15 protein-coding genes are annotated in these 19,635 nt (G+C 69.1%); 11 read left to right on the top strand and 4 right to left on the bottom strand.

The genetic code is table 11. The features are described from left to right. Positions 1-10 precede the first annotated feature (10 nt). The 4 genes from NN4_RS26385 to NN4_RS26370 all read left to right on the top strand — a co-directional run bounded on the left by NN4_RS26385 (position 11) and on the right by NN4_RS26370 (position 6,729). The gene (locus tag NN4_RS26385; RefSeq protein ID WP_147136802.1) at positions 11-481 is read left to right on the top strand and encodes an SAM-dependent methyltransferase; all 471 of its coding nucleotides are present in this window, start codon (positions 11-13) and stop codon (positions 479-481) included. Between the two features lie 100 nt (positions 482-581). After that, the gene (locus NN4_RS26380; RefSeq protein ID WP_147136799.1) at positions 582-860 is read left to right on the top strand and encodes a recombinase family protein; all 279 of its coding nucleotides are present in this window, start codon (positions 582-584) and stop codon (positions 858-860) included. 453 nt (positions 861-1,313) lie between these two features. Next, entirely contained in the window at positions 1,314-3,104 is a 1,791-nt protein-coding gene (locus NN4_RS26375) for a DEAD/DEAH box helicase (RefSeq protein WP_147136795.1), read from the top strand. Positions 3,105-3,363: 259 nt separating this feature from the next. Beyond that, positions 3,364-6,729, top strand: coding sequence for an AAA domain-containing protein (locus NN4_RS26370; RefSeq protein WP_246181088.1), 3,366 nt, complete (start codon positions 3,364-3,366; stop codon positions 6,727-6,729). A gap of 1 nt (position 6,730) precedes the next feature. Here the strand turns inward: NN4_RS26370 and NN4_RS26365 are convergent, their stop codons facing one another. Continuing rightward, a complete protein-coding gene (locus tag NN4_RS26365; RefSeq protein ID WP_147136790.1) occupies positions 6,731-7,909 on the bottom strand; it encodes an amino acid deaminase/aldolase in 1,179 nt (392 codons plus the stop codon). 84 nt (positions 7,910-7,993) lie between these two features. Then, positions 7,994-8,473 (bottom strand): TetR family transcriptional regulator, encoded by a 480-nt coding sequence (locus NN4_RS26360; RefSeq protein ID WP_135233096.1) that lies wholly within the window; start codon positions 8,471-8,473, stop codon positions 7,994-7,996. Positions 8,474-8,889: 416 nt separating this feature from the next. On the opposite strand from NN4_RS26360, the gene NN4_RS26355 reads away from it, so the two are divergent. After that, positions 8,890-9,636 carry a tyrosine-protein phosphatase gene (locus tag NN4_RS26355; protein WP_147136787.1) on the top strand — a complete coding sequence of 249 codons (747 nt, stop codon included), beginning with the start codon at positions 8,890-8,892 and terminating at the stop codon, positions 9,634-9,636. Positions 9,637-9,643: 7 nt separating this feature from the next. Here NN4_RS26355 and NN4_RS26350 read toward each other — a convergent pair whose 3' ends face one another. Then, positions 9,644-10,912 (bottom strand): class I adenylate-forming enzyme family protein, encoded by a 1,269-nt coding sequence (locus NN4_RS26350; RefSeq protein ID WP_147136784.1) that lies wholly within the window; start codon positions 10,910-10,912, stop codon positions 9,644-9,646. A gap of 92 nt (positions 10,913-11,004) precedes the next feature. Next, positions 11,005-11,799 carry an enoyl-CoA hydratase/isomerase family protein gene (locus tag NN4_RS26345; protein ID WP_147136781.1) on the bottom strand — a complete coding sequence of 265 codons (795 nt, stop codon included), beginning with the start codon at positions 11,797-11,799 and terminating at the stop codon, positions 11,005-11,007. Positions 11,800-11,914: 115 nt separating this feature from the next. On the opposite strand from NN4_RS26345, the gene NN4_RS26340 reads away from it, so the two are divergent. The 6 genes from NN4_RS26340 to NN4_RS26315 all read left to right on the top strand — a co-directional run. Then, entirely contained in the window at positions 11,915-12,937 is a 1,023-nt protein-coding gene (locus NN4_RS26340) for a glutathione S-transferase family protein (RefSeq protein WP_147136778.1), read from the top strand. 98 nt (positions 12,938-13,035) lie between these two features. Next, positions 13,036-13,767, top strand: a complete 732-nt coding sequence (locus tag NN4_RS26335; RefSeq protein ID WP_147136774.1) for a hypothetical protein — start codon at positions 13,036-13,038, stop codon at positions 13,765-13,767. Then, the gene (locus NN4_RS46650; RefSeq protein WP_147136772.1) at positions 13,764-14,771 is read left to right on the top strand and encodes an ABC transporter ATP-binding protein; all 1,008 of its coding nucleotides are present in this window, start codon (positions 13,764-13,766) and stop codon (positions 14,769-14,771) included. The genes NN4_RS26335 and NN4_RS46650 overlap by 4 nt, the downstream gene beginning before the upstream one ends. Continuing rightward, the gene (locus tag NN4_RS26325) at positions 14,768-15,550 is read left to right on the top strand and encodes an ABC transporter permease (RefSeq protein ID WP_147136769.1); all 783 of its coding nucleotides are present in this window, start codon (positions 14,768-14,770) and stop codon (positions 15,548-15,550) included. Before NN4_RS46650 ends, NN4_RS26325 begins: the two co-directional genes overlap by 4 nt. A 63-nt stretch (positions 15,551-15,613) precedes the next feature. Further along, positions 15,614-19,294, top strand: coding sequence for an ABC transporter ATP-binding protein (locus NN4_RS26320; protein WP_147136766.1), 3,681 nt, complete (start codon positions 15,614-15,616; stop codon positions 19,292-19,294). A 195-nt stretch (positions 19,295-19,489) separates the two neighbouring features. After that, the coding region (locus tag NN4_RS26315) for a 2-oxoglutarate dehydrogenase E1 subunit family protein (protein ID WP_443093892.1) at positions 19,490-19,635 on the top strand (146 nt) is incomplete at its 3' end.

Raw genomic sequence — 19,635 nt, 5'->3', positions numbered from 1 at the left:
CAGGGGTTGTATGGCAGACGAAGTGTTCGAAGTGGTCCCGGTTGCCCACGTGGTTGGTGGCCGCAGCGAACCTACGGATGATCACTGGGGAGGCAGCGAGGCGATCATTCGCATTGATGACCCCCGGTTCACCGAAGAGTCGGTACAGGGGCTGGAAGCGTTCAGCCATCTTGAAATCGTGTTCCGGTTCCACCTCACGGACCAAGCGGATCTGCACTTTGGCGCGCGAAGCGCCCGTGACAATCCTGAATGGCCGAAAGTTGGCATCTTCGGCCATAGGAACATGCGGCGGATCAACTGGCTAGGAGTCTCCCGCACCCGACTGCTTCGAGTGGACGGCCTCGATCTCCACGTTGCGGAACTCGATGCTGTGGACGGAACCCCCGTGCTGGACATCAAGCCGTGGTTTGCGGAGTTCGGTCCACGTGGAGAAGTCCGGCAAGCTTCATGGTCTACCGAGATGCTGAAGGACTATTTCTAGCGGCCCGTTGGGCAGAGCCGCCTATGCGGGTCACAGGGTGACAACGGCTCTGCGCGCACAAGTGATCCTATCCGGTTGCCGCTGTAGATACCCTGAGTGCATGATCTACGGCTACGCCCGCGCCGCTCATCCCTGGGACCTCACTGTCGAAGTGGTCTCCCTCCGGCGTTCCGGTTGCGACCACGTCTTCCACGACGCCTACACCGAAGACGACCCGCGCGAAGACTGGGCGCAGCTGATTGAGCGAGTGCAGCCCGGAGACACAATCCGGTTCGTGGAGTTCGACCGGGTCGCCCGTGACACCGATGAGGCAGTGTTCATTCTGGACGGCCTGACCGAACTCGGCGTGCAGACCGAGTTTCTAGTTCACCGGCACTGAACGCCGAAGTCGGAAAGGCCCCCGGAGCGGACTCCGGGGGCCTTCTCGTGGGGCCGTTGCCTGTGATCTCCACAACTTTCGCGGCTTAACGACTCGGTAGCTGGACTCAAAAACTCGTCGGCGTGTCGTGCTTTAGACACGCCGGTGGGGCCGCTCGAAGCTCCCTAGGGCGTTCGTGAAGACCTCAGCCCATTCTTAGGACGACAACTGCCTCCGAGCATGTAGAGCCGCTACAGGACGGGGTCCATCGTGGCTGCTCAGGCCAAGAGGTGCCTACGGCGCAGAGGCCACGGATGCGTGCGGACTCTACGTAATCTCTACGAATTTCCGCGGGAACCCTACAGACAACCCCGGATGGTCCGGGAGCCGCTAATCCACTCCAGCCAGGTGATATCGGCCTGACCAGGATGGCGACGTAACCCGCAGGATCAGAACCCAGTAAACTCCTGGTCAATGAGTACCAATCAGGTCGACAGCGTTCCTGGCGACAACGACAGGGACACCGACGGCCCGACTTTCGCCGATCTCGGGATCGATGACCGCATCCTCGCGGCCATCGCCGATGTGGGCTACGAGTCGCCGTCGCCGATCCAGGCCGCGACGATTCCGCCACTGCTCAGCGGCGCCGATGTGGTCGGTCTCGCGCAGACCGGCACCGGCAAGACCGCGGCGTTCGCCATCCCGATCCTGATGGGTCTCGATACCTCCGGCAAACTCCCGCAGTCGCTGGTGCTGGCGCCGACGCGCGAGCTCGCCATCCAGGTGGCCGAGGCGTTCGGGCGCTACGCCACGCACATCCCCGGGCTGAACGTGCTGCCGATCTACGGCGGCCAGGCCTACGGTGTGCAGCTGTCCGGGCTGCGCCGCGGCGCGCACGTGGTGGTCGGCACGCCGGGCCGGGTGATCGATCACCTGGAGAAGGGCACCCTCGACCTGTCGCAGCTGAAGTACCTGGTGCTCGACGAGGCCGACGAGATGCTGAAGATGGGCTTCCAAGAGGACGTCGAGCGCATCCTCAAGGACACGCCGTCCACCAAGCAGGTCGCGCTGTTCTCGGCGACCATGCCCGCGGCGATCCGCAAGATCTCCAAGCAGTACCTGAACAATCCGGTTGAGATCACCGTCAAGTCGAAGACGTCGACCGCCACCAACATCACCCAGCGCTGGGTGCAGGTCTCGCATCAGCGCAAGCTGGACGCGCTGACCAGGGTGCTCGAGGTCGAGTCGTTCGAGGCGATGATCATCTTCGTGCGCACCAAGCAGGCCACCGAGGAGCTCGCCGAAAAGCTGCGCGCCAGGGGCTTTTCCGCTGCGGCCATCAACGGCGACATCGCGCAGAACCAGCGTGAGCGCACCATCGGCCAGCTGAAGTCCGGCGCGCTGGACATCCTGGTCGCGACCGACGTGGCCGCGCGTGGTCTGGACGTGGACCGCATCTCGCACGTGGTGAACTACGACATCCCGCACGACACCGAGTCCTACGTGCACCGCATCGGCCGCACCGGCCGGGCCGGGCGCAGCGGTGAGGCGCTGCTGTTCGTCGCGCCGCGCGAGCGTCACCTGCTCAAGTCGATCGAGCGGGCCACCAGGCATCCGCTGGAAGAGATGCAGCTGCCCAGCGTCGACGACGTCAACGCGCAGCGGGTCGCCAAGTTCGGCGACGACATCACCGAGAGCCTGACCTCGTCGAACCTCGCGCTGTTCCGCAGGCTCATCGAGGATTACGAACGCGAGCACAACATTCCGCTGGTCGACATCGCGGCGGCGCTGGCCGTGCTGTCGCGCGACGGCGACAACTTCCTGATGCAGCCCGAACCGCCGGAGCCGGTGCGCGAGCGCCGCGAACGCCCGGATCGGCCGCGCCGGTTCGAGGGTGAGGACGATCGGACCGGTTTCGGTTCGCACAGCCGGGCCAACGGCACCGAGCTGGCCACCTACCGGATCGCGGTCGGCAAGCGGCACCGCGTGGTGCCCGGCGCGATCGTCGGCGCCATCGCCAACGAGGGTGGTTTACGCCGCAGCGACTTCGGGCATATCAGTATCCGGCCCGACCACAGTCTGGTGGAGCTGCCCGCGGACCTGTCCCCCGAGACGCTGGAAGCATTGCGCCGCACCAGGATCAGCGGCGTCCTCATCCAGCTCACCCCGGACCAGGGTCCGCCGGGACAGCGCTCGTTCACCCGCGGCCCGCGCCGCGAGGGCGGGAACGCGAAGCGGCCGGAGCGGCGTAAGCCACGCTCCTGAGCCGGGGAGAGTACGGCGAGGTCAGCCTCGCTAGCTAGAGTGTTGCCGTCCGGTACGTAATTAGTGCTGACGGCAGCGGGTGTCCCGCGAAAACTCGAGACGTGATGAGCGACAATGGCGCTGCCCGCTCATCGATGCCGGCCGGGTGCGGATGTCCCGCAGCGGCCCGAGGTGTCGATGGGCGACAATCGCGCAGCCCGTTCGTCGTCACGAATCGGGTGCGGGTGTCCCGCAAGACACAGGAGGGCCGCGTTTGTTCGTGTTCGGTGATCGTGTCGTCTGCTCCGCCGTCGACCTCGTGCGCGCGGCGCGCTGTGAGTTCGCGCTGCTTCGCGCCCTCGATACCGAACTGGGAACCGTCGCGGCCGATCCGGCGACCACCGCGGAATGGGCGCCCCAGCCGCGCACCTGGTTCGACGACTCGCGCGATCGCAGGCTCAGCGACTTCCGCGACCGCTTCGGCAGCTCGATGGTGGAGATCCAACGCCCGCAGCACAAATCGGACAGCGGCAAGACGCTGATCGCGGCGCTGACGGCCGCGCATGCCGAGACCATCGCGGCGCTGCGGGCGGGCGTGCACGTGATCCACGGCGCCACCTTCTTCGACGGAACCTTCGACTGTTCCTGCGATTTCCTGGTGCGCGCCGGTCATCGGGTGCGCTACACCGTGCACGGCACCGCGCACAGCAAGGCCGACCGCGTCGGCACCGCACTGGAACTCGCCGCCTGCGCCGACGCGGTGGACCACAGCGGATCGTTGACCGGCCCGCTGGTCCGGCTGCATCTCGGCGAGGACAACAGCGCATATGCGTTGAGCGATCTGATCCCGGTCTATCGCGCGCGCAGGCGCCGAGTCGAACGCATCCTCGACGAAAAACTGAGCGAGCTGCTACCCGCGCAGTGGGGTGATCCGCGCTATCTGGCCTGCGGGCGCTGCGAAACCTGCACGACGGCCGCGGCGGCCGCACGCGATCTGCTCCTCGTCGCCGGTATGCCGACCACCACGCGGGCTCGACTCCGCGAGGCGGGCGTGAGCACCATCGACCGGCTGGTCGGCACCGAGAGCACGGTGCGCGGCGTGCCACCGCGGACCTTCACCGCACTGCGCCGCCAGGCCGAGATCCAGCTGCGCCGGGAGGATTCCGGGCAGCCGACGCACAGCCTGGTCGACCCGATCGCACTCGGCGCACTCCCGCCGCCCTCCGCCGGTGACCTCTCGCTGACCGTCGTCGGCGGCGGGCGTACCCCGCTGGCCGTCGACGTCGGCGGTCCGGGCACCGTGCACCTGACCTTCCGCGGACCGTTCGGCGTCGACGGCGAACCGGGCAGCGAGGCGGCTGGGCAGCGGCGCGCGCTGGAAGAGGTGCTCGACTATCTCGCGCAGCGGCGGCGGATGTATCCGGACATGCACGTCTACCACTACACCGCTGCGGTACGCACCGCGCTGCTGCACTGCACCGGCAGCACCGGCGTCGGCGAAGAGATCGTGGACGAGTTGCTGTGCGACGGCGTGCTGGTCGACCTGTATCCGATCGTGCGCAACGCGCTGATCATCGGGGAACGCTCCTACCGGCTGAGCAGGCTGGCGCGATTGTTGCCCGGCGCGGCGCATTCGGCCGACGCCGAACGGGATTGCCTGACCGTGCTGCGCCTACGGGACTGGCTGCTGGATCAAGCCGCCGAACAGCGCATCGACCCGCAGGCGGTGACGCTGGAGCGGACCGGATCCTGGTGTCAGGTGGCCGGTCCCGACGGGCTAGAGCCCATCCCGCCCTCGCGGCCCTCCTCGTTCGAGGCGGCGCTCGCCGAATACGCCGCGGCACAGGACGAACCGCGCCACGTCGCCGCGATGATGGCCGCGGCGCTCGGTTATCACCGGCGCGAACGGCAGCCACTGTGGTGGGCGCACGTCGATCGGCTCAGCCACCCGGTCGACGAATGGGCCGACGCCCCAGGGGTGTTGGTCGCCGAATGGGGCACCGTCGACACCAAGTGGCATCGCAGCCCGGACCGCCCGACCATGCGGCGCTACCTCACACTCACCGGCCGGATCGGTTCGAGCTGGAGCGCGGGCGGCCCCGGACCGGCCACCGTGCTGACGCCGGGCACCACCGTCTACACCTTCTACGACCGACCCGCGGCCGCGGGCATGGTCACCGCCGTCGGACGCCGCGCCACCGCCGTCGCCACCGTGCTCGGCTGCTCAGTGGACGCCGAATTCGACGACGCGGTCCGGCTCGAAGAGCTGCTGCCGGACGGCTGCGAACCCTACGACGAACTACCCACCGCGATCGCACCCGGCCTACCCGCGTGGGACTGGAACGCCGAGACCGCGGTCGAATTCGCCGCCCAGCAGCTGCTCGTCGCGCTCCCGGAGATCCCCGAGGGCGCCGTGTTCGACCTGCTCGCCCGCCGCCCGCCCCGGCTACGCGGCGGCGCCGCGTTGCCCGAGGTGCACGGCGACCATGCCGCGGCGATCACCGCCGCGATGCGCGAACTCGACCACTCCTACCTCGCCGTGCAGGGCCCGTCGGGCACCGGCAAGACCTCCACCGCCGCCCGGGTGCTCGAGCGTCTGGTCACCCGGCACAAATGGCGGATCGGCATTGTGGGGCAGACCCATTCGACCGTGGAGAACCTGCTGGACGCGGTCGTGCGGGTCGGGGTGCTGCCGGAGCTGGTCGCCAAGAAGGACGTCGAATCGGTGGCGCCGGAATGGGTGGTCATCGACGCCTCTCGGTACGCGCGTTTCCTGGACAACGCCATCAGCGGCTGCGTACTCGGCGGTACGCCAACGGATTTCGCGAACGAGGCGATGGTGCCGAGGGCGGGGCTCGATCTGCTGGTGATCGCCGACGCGGGCCGGTTCCCGTTGGCCGACGCCGTCGCGGTCGGGGTCAGCGCGCGAAACCTGTTGCTGCTCGGCGATCCGGTGCCGCCCGCCACGCACAGCGCCCACCCGGAACCGGTCGGCGAATCGGTGCTCGGCTGGCTCGCCGAGGGGCGGCACACGCTACCCGGCGAGCGCGGCTACTTCCTGGATCGCACCTGGCGGATGCATCCGCAGGTGTGCGACCCGATCTCCCGGCTGTACTACGACGGACGGCTGCGGGCCAACGAAACCGTCACGCTGGCAAGGGAACTCGACGGCGAGTCGCCCGGCGTGAGCACCGTGCTGGTGCCCCATCACGGCAACGCCACCGAGTCCGCGGCCGAGGCTCGCGAGGTGGTGCGCCGGGTACGCGCGCTGCTCGCGATGAACTGGACCATCGGGGCGATGACCCGGCGGCTGCATCCGCACGACATCTTCGTGGTCGCGCCGTACGCGGCGCAGGTCGGGCGGATCCGAACGCTGCTCGCCCGGGCCAGGATCGAGGACGTGCTGGTCGGCACCCCGGACCGATTCCGCGGCCGGGAGGCCGCCGTGGTCCTGCTCTCGATGACCACGTCCAGCCCGGCCGACGCGCCCTACGGAATGCCATTCCTGTTGTCGCGCGCGCTGATTCACGCCGCGCTGTGCCGCGCGATGTGGAAGGCGATCATCATCCGCTCACCGCTGCTGAGCGAGTACCTGCCCGCCAGTCCGGATGAGATGCCCGAGCTGGCCGGGTTCTTGCGGCTCTGACTCAGCCGAAACAGTTGCCTTCGCCGCGATAAGTGGGGACGGTGGTCCTGGTGCCGTCCGAGTCGACCAGGTGCACCTTGTCGAAGCGCTCGCACAGTTCGCCCGCCTTGGCATGGCGGAACCACACCCGGTCGCCGATGCGCAGCTCCGCCGCACCGGTCAACGGGGTCTGCACCTCGCCCGCACCTTCGGTGCCGATCAGTCGTAAACCGCTGGGCCACACCGGCATCGGTACGCGCGACGCACCGGTCGGGCCGGACGCGATGTAGCCGCCCGCGAAAACCGTTGCGATGGAAGGGGTCGGCCGACGCAGCACCGAGGTGGCGAAAAACAGTGCGGGCCTCGGGGTGAAGGACCGGTAGTGGTCGAACAGCGTCGGCACATAGAGTCCGGAACCCGCGGTCACCTCGGTGACATCCGGATCGGCGATGCTGACCTCGATCGACCCGCTGCCGCCGCTGTTGACGATCTCCAGCTTGCCGGTCACCGAACGCACCGCGTCGAGTACCCGCTTGCGGCGCTTGGTGATTTCCGCGGCAGAGGCCCGCTTCATCAGGCGCAGTGCGACATTGCTGTCGGGCATGCCGGCGATCTGCGCCTCGTAGGTCATCACGCCGACCACCTCGAACCCGCGGCGCAACGCGGCCGCGGCGAGGGCGGCGGCCTGCTCGGGAGTGCGGATCGGCGAACGGCGGACCCCGAGGTGGATCGGGCCGATCCGAAGGGAGGCGTCGACATCGAGGCACACCCGTGGGTGCACCAGGTCGGTTCCGAGGGCGGCGCGGATGAGGTCGAGCTGGGCGACATCGTCGATCATCAGGGTGATCGAGCGGCGCAGCGTCTCGTCGGCGGCGAGTTCGGCCAGCGCGGCCCGGTCGACGGTCGGGTAGCCGAGCAGGATGTCGCGGGCGCCGCGCCGGGCCAGCCAGATGGCCTCGGGCAACGAGTAGCTCATCAGGCCTGCAAAGCCACCCGAGGCGGTGAGCTCACCGCCGAGCACTTCTTCGAGGACGGCGCGACAGCGCACGGATTTGCTGGCGACCCGGATCGGCACACCGTTCGCGCGGCGCACCAGGTCGGCGGCGTTCGCGCGCAAGGCGGTCAGGTCCAGGGCGGCCAGCGGCGGGTCGAGTTCGGCGGTGGCCGCGTGCAGCCCCGCGATGGGGGACGTGTCCGTCACCCCATCAACTCAACCATCAAACTGGTCAAACGTCCAGTACTTGCGGTAACCCATTTTCCGAGGTCACCGCACGCCCGGCGGCGACTAGACCTCGGCGGCGCGGGTGGCCAGGCTGCTCACCAGATCGTCGAGGACCACCAGCATAGTTTCGTCGTTGCAATCGGCGAGCCAGCGCAACACGGTGCCTTGCAGCACCGAGACCGCGTAGGTCGCGATGGCCTCCACCGGTTCGAGCCACTGCACACCCGATCGGTCGGCACACAGCTGCAAGAAGGCGGCGACCTCGGTGTCCATCTCCCGATAGACCGCGGACGCGGTGGGGTCGGCCAGGCAATCGGTCTGCGCCTCCCAGCGCTGACGCAGGGTCTGCACCGTGGCCTCGTAGGCCTGCACCTGCTTGGATGGGGCGGCCTTCACCAATGGCCAGTACGCGCTCACACCGGCGTGCAGTAGCACCCGTAGCGCGCGCACTCCTCCGTGATCCAGTGACGCGGCCGCCTTCTCGACGGCCTCGCAGATGGTCGGCCGTAGCCGAACCACTGCGGTGTCTCCTCGTACGCTCAACGACGACTCCCTCGGCGAAAAGATCTCGCGCACCCTCGTCGGCGCGACTCGTCGAACATGGCGGGCACTCCGCTGGTAATCCCAGGCTGCCCGGTCCAACGTTCATCAATGGTAGAGGGTTTTCGGGGTTTGAGAACAGGTTCAATGGGTATTTCCAGACCGCAAGAATGTTTTGTTACCCAAACGGAATGGTCGGGGTGCCATCGAGCCCTGCCCGGATTTCCCTCTCTCGGGGTCACTCTCAGCCCTGCCCGGCTGATAAGCAGACCGTTGTCCACTGTACGGGCGCGTACCGAGGTGCCCCGAATCCTGTGGCCGATCACACAGGTGAAGCACGCAAAACGGTCATCTGGCGGTGTCGAGTCCGATCCGGAAACGACACCCGCGCGACGCCCGCGGCCGGATAGCCTGAGTCGGTGACTCTCTCGCCGCCAGCCGACCAGTACTTCATCTCCGGCACCTTCAACTTCCGCGATCTGGGCGGGCTGCGCACCGACGACGGCGCGAAGGTCCGTCCCGGCGTGCTGCTGCGCTCGGCCCAACTGACCGGCCTCGACGACGCCGGGGTGGCCACCCTGCGCGAACTGCGCGTCAGCGACGTGCACGACCTGCGCGGCGAACGCGAGATCGGCCACATCGGCAGCGACCGGCTGCCCGAGGGCGTCCGGCTGAACGTGACGCCGTTCGACGCCAGGATGGCCGAGGCGCCGCCGCACCACACCGACGCCCAGGGCGCGTTCGCGCACATGCTCGAGGTCTACCGGATGTTCCCGGCGCTGCCCGAGGCCCATGCGGCGATCACCGCGCTGGCCGAGTCGATCGCGCGCGGCGAGGGTGCGGTGCTGGTGCACTGCGCGGCCGGCAAGGACCGCACCGGCTGGGCCGTCGCCACGCTGCTGCGCGCGGTCGGCGTGACCGAGACCGACGTCGAGGCCGACTTCCTGCTGAGCAACGGCGCCATCCCCGCCTTGCGCGCCATGATGACGACGAAACTGCTCGGCGGTGAAGAACTCTCGGTGGATCTGCTGGGCGTGCGCGAGGAATATCTCAGCACCGCTACCGCATCCATGCACGAGTTGCACGGCGATGTGGACTCCTACCTGACGGCCGCCGGGATCACCCCGGAGCTGCGCGCACGGCTGCGCGAGCGGATGTTGGAGTGACGCAGGACTATTCGGCCTGAGCCAGGTCGCGGCGCACCAGGCCGTCGGTATCGATGGTGACCTGATCGCCGGTGTGGAACCAGGTACCGGTGAAGCGAGCCGCGGTGGTCGTCGGGTCGTTCCAGTAGCGCGGGCAGACGTTCGGGCCGCGGCACAGCAGTTCGCCGTGGCCCGCCTGCGCCTGCGGTCCCCACAGCGCCAGTTCGGTACCGCCGAACGGGAATCCGAGCACCGTGTCGGCGTCGGTGGCCGACTCCGCCGCGTCGTCGACGGCCAGGCCGATGCCGCTGGTCTCGGTGGCGCCCCAGATCGACCATTGCCGGGCGACCGGGAACATCTCGCGCAGTTCCACGGCCAAATCGGCTGGGGTAGCGGGCGTCACGGCCCGCTCGCCCCGATGGCCCGCCTTGCTGATCCTGGCGATGCCCTCGGTGTGCATGCCGTCCGCGCGCAACGCGGCGAGCTCGGGCAGCAGGCCCGCGAAGATCCGCGGCGTTGCCGACACCATGTCGATCCGTTCGGCCACAATGGCTTCCGCGAGCCCGCGGGTATCGCGCGCCAGCACCACGGTGCCACCGACCGCGAAGGTCGGTAAGAGTTGGTCCACGCAGCCGCTGGCATGGGCGAGCGGCAGCAGCACCAGGTTGCGCAGGCCGTCGGTCGGCAGGTCGAGCGCGGCGACCACCGAACGTATTGCCGACAGCAGGTTTTCGTTGGTCAGCTCCACGCCCTTGGGCGCGGTGGTCGAGCAGCGCGGGGTGCCGCTGGTGTAGCTGAGCAGCGCCAGATCTCCCAGTGCCGCACCGTCATCGATGAACGCGGCGCCGTCGGGCAGTTCCGCGCCGCGCGCGATCTCGCGGCCGAGCACGAAATCCGCACTGCTGTCGGCGATCACCCGCTCGGCCACCGCGTCGGGTAAGCCGTCGTGCACCAGCACCGGTACCGCGCCGCTGAGCAGCGCGCCGAGAAACGCCTGCACCCAGCGCACGCCCGCGGGCATGTGCACCGCGACCCGGTCGCCGTAACCGATGCCGTGCTCTTGTAACCCGCCCGCAATGCGCGAGGCGGAGTGCCACAACTCCCGGTAGGTGAGCCGCGGGCCACCGACCTCGACCACGGCCTCCCGCGTGGAGAACGCGTGCACCTGCAGGTCGAGTAGCTCGGTGAGTGCCGGGGTCAGGTTGCCGTACCGCAGCACCCCGTCGGCGCCGCGCGCCAGCGGGGCATCACGGCCATGCGGATGGGTCAGGGGGTATTCGACGAGCAACTGCGACATCCGTCCTCCGCGCGCCTCGAGTCAGCAGGCACTGCGACTATATGACGAGAGTCACATTTTCGCGGGCAGAGGCGATGAACGTGTCCTAGCTGTCACCGCCCCGTGTAGGTGGCCTTCCCCGGCCCGACCTCGAGGAAGCTGCGCACCGCGCCCTGCAGATCGGCGGTGTCGAACAGCGCCCCGGACACCGCCGGTGTCACCGAATCCGCATGGGCGACACCGCCGGAACGCCACGCCTCGATGATCTTCTTGGTCGCGGCGTGCGCCATCGTCGGCCCCTGCGCGAGGCGGTGCGTCAATGCCCTTGCGGCCGTGTCGACGTCGTCGTGCACGGCGTTCACCACGCCCCACTCCGCCATGGTCGCCGCGTCGTACAGGTCGCCGGTCATCACGAACTCGCGCGCCCGGCCCGAGCCCGCACGCTCGGCCAGCCGCTGCGGGCCACCCATCGACGGCGTCAGGCCGACCACGGTCTCCACCAGACCGAACTTCGCCTTCGGCGCGGCCAGGATGATGTCGCAGGCCAGCGCGATCTCGAAGGCGGCGGTCAACGTCAGCCCGTGCGCGGCGAACACCACCGGGCACGGCAGCGCCTCGACCGGATGGATGATCTGCGCGAACAGGGTCCGCCAGAGTTCGGCGCCCTGGTCCACCGACAGACCGTCGAAGACGTGCACGTCGACGCCGCCGGAGACCAGCTTGCCCTCGGCGCGCAGCAGCAGCGCGCGCGGCGGGTTCGCCGACAGCTCGGCGAAGTCCTCGATCAGGGCGTCGAGCATCGCCCGGTCGAAGAGGTTCAGCGGCGGATTGGCGAGCGTAAGGGTCGCTACCTCGGCGCCGCCGTCGGTGGTTTCGCGTTCCAGGCGAGTGGCCTTCTGATCGGTCATGCCTGCGCCTCGCTGGCGCTCGGCTCCGGCATCCCCGTGGGGGCTGTGTCGTGGATTCGTTCGCTTCGCTCACTCATTCGGTCAGCGTAAGACCTTTGTCTGCCAGACTGTCGAGGTGACCAAGTCGGCGGAAGGCGGCTCCTATGTCGAGCCCGGCGAGTTCAAGCGGGACACGAACTACATCACCACCCGGATCACAGCCGACGGTCGCGACGGCTACCCCGTCGAACCGGGACGCTATCGACTGATCGCGGCGCGGGCCTGCCCGTGGGCCAACCGCACGCTCATCGTGCGTCGCTTGCTCGGCCTGGAAGACGTGCTCTCGCTGGGATTGTGCGGGCCGACGCACGACAAGCTCAGCTGGACCTTCGATCTCGATCCCGGCGGCGTCGATCCGGTGCTCGGCATCCCCCGACTACGCGACGCGTATCTGGCCCGCTTCCCGGACTATCCGCGCGGCATCACGGTGCCCGCGGTGGTGGACGTGCCGACCGGGCAGGTGGTGACCAACGACTACCCGCAGATCACCCTTGATTTCTCCACCGAATGGACCGAGTTCCATCGGCCCGGCGCGCCGCAGCTGTACCCCGAAGCGCTGCGCGCCGAGATCGACGAGGTGAACCAGGCGGTGTTCCGTGACGTCAACAACGGCGTCTACCGCTGCGGTTTCGCCGGATCGCAGGACGCCTACGAGGCCGCTTATGACCGGCTCTTCGCCCGGCTGGACTGGCTCTCCGAACGCCTTGCGACGCAACGCTATCTGGTCGGCGACACGATCACCGAGGCCGATGTGCGGCTGTTCACCACACTGGCCAGGTTCGACCCGGTCTATCACGGCCACTTCAAGTGCAACCGCTCGAAACTGAGCGAGCTGCCGGTGCTGTGGGCGTACGCGCGTGACCTCTACCAAACCCCTGGCTTCGGCGACACCACCGACTTCGCGCAGATCAAGGAGCACTACTACGTGGTGCACCGCGACATCAATCCGACCGGGATCGTGCCGAAGGGACCGGACCTGGCGAACTGGCTCACCCCGCACGGCCGGGAGGCGTTGGGCGGCAGGCCGTTCGGTGACGGCACACCCCCGCCCCCGCCGCCGTTGGCCGAGCGGGTGCCCGCGCTGCACCAGCCGGACTGATGGAACCGGCGAGGCTGGGTACATCGTTGTCATGACGAGCTGGTCGGCGTAGGTGCCATAGAGTTCAACCAGCAGACCGGAAGAGGAGGGTGCCGCCGATGTTCAAAGGCGCGTTCGAGAAGACGGTGGTCCAGCTACTCGATTCAGGGTCGCGTATGCAGGCGCCCGCGGTCGCCAAGTATGTCGACCGGATCCGGCGCTCCCACCCGTCGGAAAGCCCAGCACAGATCATCGAGCGCCTGGAGAACCAGTACCTGCTCGCGGTGACCGGGAGTGGTAGCGCCGTCGGCGCGGCGGCGGCGGTACCCGGCGTCGGCACGGTCGCGGCGGTCGCGGCGGTCAGCGCGGAAACCACGTTCTTCATGGAGGCCTCGGCCGTATTCACCCTCGCGGTGGCGGCCGTGCACGGCATCTCGCCGGAGGACAAGGAGCAGCGCCGGGCGCTGGTGCTCGCCGTCGTGCTCGGCGAAGGCGGCATGGATATCGTGCAGAAAACCGTCGGCACGTCGGCGAAGAACTGGGGCACGGTGTTCGCCAACCGGATTCCCGGTCTCTCCTCGATGAACGATTCGCTGCTCAAGCGGTTCATCGTCCGCTTCATCACCCGCCGCGCCGCGTTGATGGCGGGCAAGGTGGTGCCCGCGGGCATCGGTGCGGTGATCGGCGGCGTCGGCAACCGGGCGATGGGCAAGACCACGATCAAGAACGCGCGCCAGGCCTTCGGGCCGCCGCCGGTGGTCTGGCCGGCCGACCGGCACCTCATCGTGGACGCCGATCCGCTCACCGCGATCGACCCGTCGCAGCCGCAACCGCCGACCAAGCCGCAGTGACCGGGGTGGCATCGCTCGCCTTCTCGGTGCGCGCCATGACCAAGCGCTACGGCCTGGTCTCCGCCGTCGAGAACGTGAGTTTCACCGTCGCGTCCGGCACCACCGCCGCCCTCGTCGGGCCGCCCGGTGCGGGCAAGACCACCATCGCGCGGACTCTGCTCGGATTGCTCGAGCCCACCTCGGGGACCGCGGCGGTCGGCGGGCCTGGAACCAATCGGCCCCGTGGCGACGCGGATCGTGACGCCGTCAGCTCGGCTCGGGTCGTCGGCGGGGTGCTCGCGCCACGCGGACTGCATCCCGGGCGGACCGCGCGCGACCACCTCCGGGTGTACGCGGCGGCGGTCGGCGTGCCGGACGGACGGGTCGAGGAAGTGCTCGAGCTCGTCGGGCTCGGTGACGTGGCCCGCTCGAAGGCCGGTGCGCTGTCGGCCGGACAACAGACGCGGCTGGCACTGGCGACCGGGGTGCTCGGCGACCCGCCGCTGCTGGTGCTCGACGAACCGATGGACGGCCTCGACACCGCCGAACGTGGCTGGCTGCAAGACTTTCTGCGCAGGCACGCCAAGCGCGGCGGTAGCGCACTGGTCACCAGTGAGAGTCTCGCCGCGGTGCTGCCGGGTGCGGACAACGTCATCGTGCTGAACAACGGTGCGGTGGTCTATCAGGGCAGTCCGGCGCGACTGCGCCGCGGGCACCCGGATCGGCTCGTCGTCGCGGCCTCGACTCCGATCGCCCTGGCGACGGTGCTGGCCGCGCGCGGCTTCACCGACGCCGTGATCCGGCCGGACGGGCGGCTCGCGGTGGCCGAGGCGACCGAGGCCGACATCAGGGATGCGGCGACGGCCGCGCAGGTGCGGCTGGACAGCATCATTCCCGATCTGATCCATCCCGATCGGGTGCTGGCCTCGCTGACCAAACCCCCGGCGCCGGCGATCTCGCCCTACCCCGGCTTGTCCGGGACCGCTCATCATCCGACGCCGATGCCCTACGGAATTCCTCGATGATCACGATTCTGCCGCCGGAGCTCCTGCCCTCCGTCAACTCCGAGGTGCGCAAGGTCGCCACGCTTCCGGCGAATCGGCTCCTCGTCTGGGTGCCGCTGGTGGTCGCGCTCCTCGCGAGCATGGCCAGCGCGCTCATGGCGGGCAAGGCCGATCCCAGGGGCGAACCCATCACCGGCACCGCGACCCTGGGCCTGTACATCGGCCTCACGGTGGTGGTCGTGGCGGCGGCGGTGTTCGGCGCGACCAGCACCGGCGCCGAGTACGGGCACCACACCATGCCGATCACCGCGCTGTTCACCGGGGACCGCGACCGGCTCGCCGCGGCGAAACTGGTGGTCACCGGCGTGTTCGCGCTGGCGGTCGCGGTGGCGGTGGAGCTGGTCTCGGTGCTGACGCTCGCGGCTTTCGGCCGCGGCAAATTCGACTTCGACCTGGATCTGGCGGCCGTGCTCGGCGGCGGACTGCTCGCCGCGGTCTGCTGGTCGCTGATCGGCGCCGGCCTCGGGTTCCTGCTGCGTTCGTCGTCGACCGCGATCGGAATCATGCTCGGCTGGCTGGTCGTCGCCGAACCGCTGCTCTGGCTGATCGCCAACGGCGTCGGAGCCACCGGCTTCGTCACGCTCTTTCCCGGCTCCGCCACCATCAGCACCATCGCTGTCGGGTCCTACCCCGACAGCGACTTCCTCGCGCCGACACCCGCCGCCATCGTGGTCCTGCTGCTGTGGGCCATCGGCATCGGCGGCGCGGGCTGGTGGAACCTGCGCCGCCTCGACCTCTGAACCGGGCGCAGCCGACGACCGGGAACAACGACGTGTCGGTGCGCGTCATTACCGTGGATGGTTATGGGCGGGGTAGTCGAAGCGGGCGAAGACACCGGGTCAGCTGAGCGCGACCGGGGCGGTCCCAGCTGGATTCGCCGGCTGTGGGGCGAGAGCCGGACGCACCGCGGCACGCTCGCCGGCCTCGGCGCGGCCGTGCTGGCGGGTGCCGGGGTGGAGATCGCCGGGCCGCTGCTGACCAAGCGCGCCATCGACGCCGCGGGGACCGGCCAGACCGCTGTGATCGGGGTCGTCGCCGGGCTGCTGGTGCTGCTCGCGGTGGGCCGGTTCGCGGCCGGATTCGGCCGGCGGTTGCTCGCGGGGAAGCTGTCGTTGGACGTGCAACATTCGCTGCGGGTGGACCTGCTCGGGTCGCTGCAACGGCTGGACGGGGTCGGCCAGGACGCGATCCGGACCGGTCAGGTGGTGTCGCGGTCGATCACCGATCTGCAACTGGTGCAAGGACTGCTGGCGATGGTGCCGCTGGCGAGCATGGCGGTGGTGCAGTTCGTGCTCGCCGCGGTCGTGATGATGTGGCTGTCGCCCCCGCTCGCGATCCTCGCGCTGCTGATCGTGCCCGCGATCGCGCTGGTGGTCTACCGGCTGCGGCCCCGGCTCTACGCGGCCACCTGGTCCGCGCAGCAGCGCGCCGCCGACGTCGCCCAGCATGTCGAGGAGACCGTCACCGGGGTCCGGGTGGTGAAGGGGTTCGGGCAGGAAGCCCGGATGGTGGACGTGCTCGAAAAGCACAGTCGCACCCTGTATGCCGAGCGGATGCGCGCGGCGGCGGTGAACTCGCGCTTCGCGCCGACGGTGGCCGCCATTCCGCAGCTCGGCATGGTCGGCGTCATCGTGGTCGGCGGGCTGCTCGCGTTGCACGGGACGATCGGGATCGGCACGTTCGTCGCCTTCGCCGCGTACGTCGCGACGATGAGCGGTACCGCCCGGATCATGTCGGGGGCATTGGTCCTCGCGCAACTGACCCGCGCCGCCGCCGAGCGCGTGTATCAGGTGATCGACACCGCTCCGGTGATCACCGATCCACCCGAGCCCGCACCGCTGCCCGCGGGCCCGCTCGGCATCGAGATCGACTCGCTGACTTTCGGATTCGACCCGGAACAGCCGGTGCTGCGCGAACTCGACCTGACCGTGCGGCCCGGCGAGACGGTGGCGATCATCGGGCCCGCGGGCTCGGGAAAGACCACGCTCTCGCTGCTGCTCCCCCGCTTCTACGCGCCCGACGCGGGCCACATCCGTCTGTTCGGCGCCGCGCCGGAGCACAGTGTCGACCTCGCGGACCTGCGCGCCGCCGACCTGCGCAGCGCGATCGGCGTGGTGTTCGACGACCCATTCCTGTTCTCCGACACCATCGCCGCCAATATCGCGATCGGCCGCCCGGAAGCCACCGATGCCGAGATCCGGGCGGCCGCGCAGGCCGCCGCCGCCGACGACTTCATCGGCGAACTCCCCGACGGCTACGACACGGTGGTCGGTGAACGCGGCCTGACCCTGTCCGGCGGGCAACGCCAACGCATCGCGCTGGCCAGAGCCCTGCTGGCGCGGCCTCGCATCCTCGTGCTCGACGACGCGACCTCCGCGGTGGATGCCATCACCGAGGCCGCGATCTTCGGCACGCTGCCCGATCAAGCCGGGCGCACCACGCTGATCCTGGCGCACCGCGAATCGACCCTCGCCCACGCCGATCGGGTGATCCGGCTGCCCGCACCGGTGGGTGCGCAGCTGACCGAACACAAAGCCGCCGCCGCGATTCCGGCCATCGCCACCAACGGCAGTGCGGGCCACACCTTCGCCGCGGCGGCCGCCGACCTCACGGAAACACCTGAGCTACGCCAGGAAATCGCGCGGCTGCCACCCGCGAAAGAGCAGCCGAAGCTGGACGACCAGCGGTTGCGGCAGCCCGATCCGGGGTTCCGGCTGACCAGGCTGTTGCGCCCGGTTCGCGCACTGGTGATCGCCGCGGTCGCCCTGCTGCTGCTCGACGCACTGGTCGGTGTCGCCTTCCCCCCGATCGTGCGATTCGCGATCGACACGGGCGTCGGTGGCGGTGATTCCGGGGCTCTCTGGCTGGCCGCCGGGCTCGGCATCGCCTTGGTCGCCGCGGGCTGGCTGGTCGGCGCGGCCAACACGCTGATCACCGCGCGGACCGGCGAACGAGTGCTGTACGGGCTGCGCATCCGCAGCTACGCGCACCTGCAACGGCTCGGCCTCGACTACTACGAGCGCGAACTGTCCGGCCGGATCATGACGCGGATGACCACCGACCTCGACTCGCTGTCCACGTTCCTGCAGACCGGGCTGGCCACCTCGTTGATCGGCGGCCTGACCTTCGTCGGAATCGCGGTGGCGCTGTTGGTGATCGACGTATCGCTGGCCTTGGTCGTGATCGCCACGCTGCCGCCGCTGTTCTTGGCGACGGTGCTGTTCCGGCGCTTCGCGTCCACGGCGTACACCGTCTCGCGGGAGAACGTGTCCACCGTGAACGCCGACTTCCAGGAGAACGTCGCCGGCTTGCGCGCGGTCCAGGCCAATCGGCACGAACCGGTCGCAGCCCGCCGCTTCGCCGAATACTCCGACCGGTACCGGCACAGCCGGATGCGCGCGCAGACCTCGATCGCGTTGTACTTCCCGTTCATCACCGCCTGGTCGGGAATCTCGCTGGCCGCGGTAATCTTCGTCGGCGCCCGCGAGGTCGCGGCGGGCACCACGACGGCAGGCACCCTGGTCGCCTTCGTGCTGTATCTGGAACTGCTGTTCGCGCCGGTGCTCGCGCTGTCGCAGGTGTTCGACGGATATCAGCAGGCGCGCGTCGGACTGCGCCGGATCGGCGAGTTGCTGCGCACGCCCTCCGCGATCGCGAGCGATCGAGCCGACGCGGTCCCGATCGAGCACGGGCTGCGCGGCGAGGTCGTCCTCGACGACGTGCGCTTCCACTACCCCGGGGTGGCGAAGCTCGCCCTGGCCGACGTCTCGCTGCGGATCCCCGCGGGCAGCACCCTCGCGCTGGTCGGCCCGACCGGCGCGGGCAAGTCGACCATCGTCAAGCTGCTCGCCCGGCTGTACGACCTGCCGCCCGACGCGGACGGCACCGGCGCGATCCTGGTCGACGACACCGACATCCGTGACTACCGTCTCACCGACTATCGCGCCCGGCTCGGCATCGTGCCGCAGGAAGCGCACCTGTTCAGCGGTGACGTCGCCGGCAACATCGCCTTCGGCAAGCCCGGCGCGACCGACGCCGAGATCGCCGAAGCCGCGGCGGCGGTCGGCGCGACGGACATGATCGCGGCCCTGCCGCTGGGCATGCGCCAACCCGTCGGCGAGCGCGGGCGCGGCCTGTCGGCGGGTCAGCGGCAGCTCGTCGCGCTGGCCCGCGCCGAGCTTGTGCGCCCCGACTTACTACTGCTCGACGAGGCGACGGCTACCCTCGATCCGGACGCCGAGGCAGCGGTGCTCGCCGCGAGTCGATCGTTGACCCGCGGGCGAACCACCGTCCTCGTCGCACACCGGCTCGGTACGGCGGCGCGAGCCGATCGCATCGCCGTCGTCGAACACGGCCGGATCGCCGAAATCGGCACTCACGTCGAGTTGCTCGCCGCAGGTGGCGGGTATGCCCGACTGTGGGCAGCGGCACGTGAAACCGGGGGAATATTCTCGGTTACGGACAAGTCGTCTTCTATGAGGTGAGGTTTGTCGGGTGGTCAGTCGCTCCGTCGGTTTGCTGCTGGGCCTATCCTCAGATAGGGCGCATCGGCGCGCATCCGCTGATCCCCGTGCCGGGCACGTCACAAACGTCGCAGCGCGAAGAACGAAATGAGGCGAACACCTGCTGTGAGCAGCTCAACTTCCCAGTTCGGACAGAACCAGTGGCTAGTCGATGAGATGTATCAGAAGTTCAAGCAAGATCCATCTTCGGTCGATGAGAGTTGGCACGAGTTCCTCGCCGATTACACGCCCGAAGCCACGGGTGATTCCGGTAACAGCTCGGCCGCCCCGGCCGCGGCCGCTCCCGCGCAGGCGCCGACCCC

Source organism: Nocardia ninae NBRC 108245, assembly GCF_007990755.1.
In the GTDB taxonomy this organism is placed as follows: domain Bacteria; phylum Actinomycetota; class Actinomycetes; order Mycobacteriales; family Mycobacteriaceae; genus Nocardia; species Nocardia ninae.
This window is presented reverse-complemented; position numbering and strand designations above follow the sequence as displayed.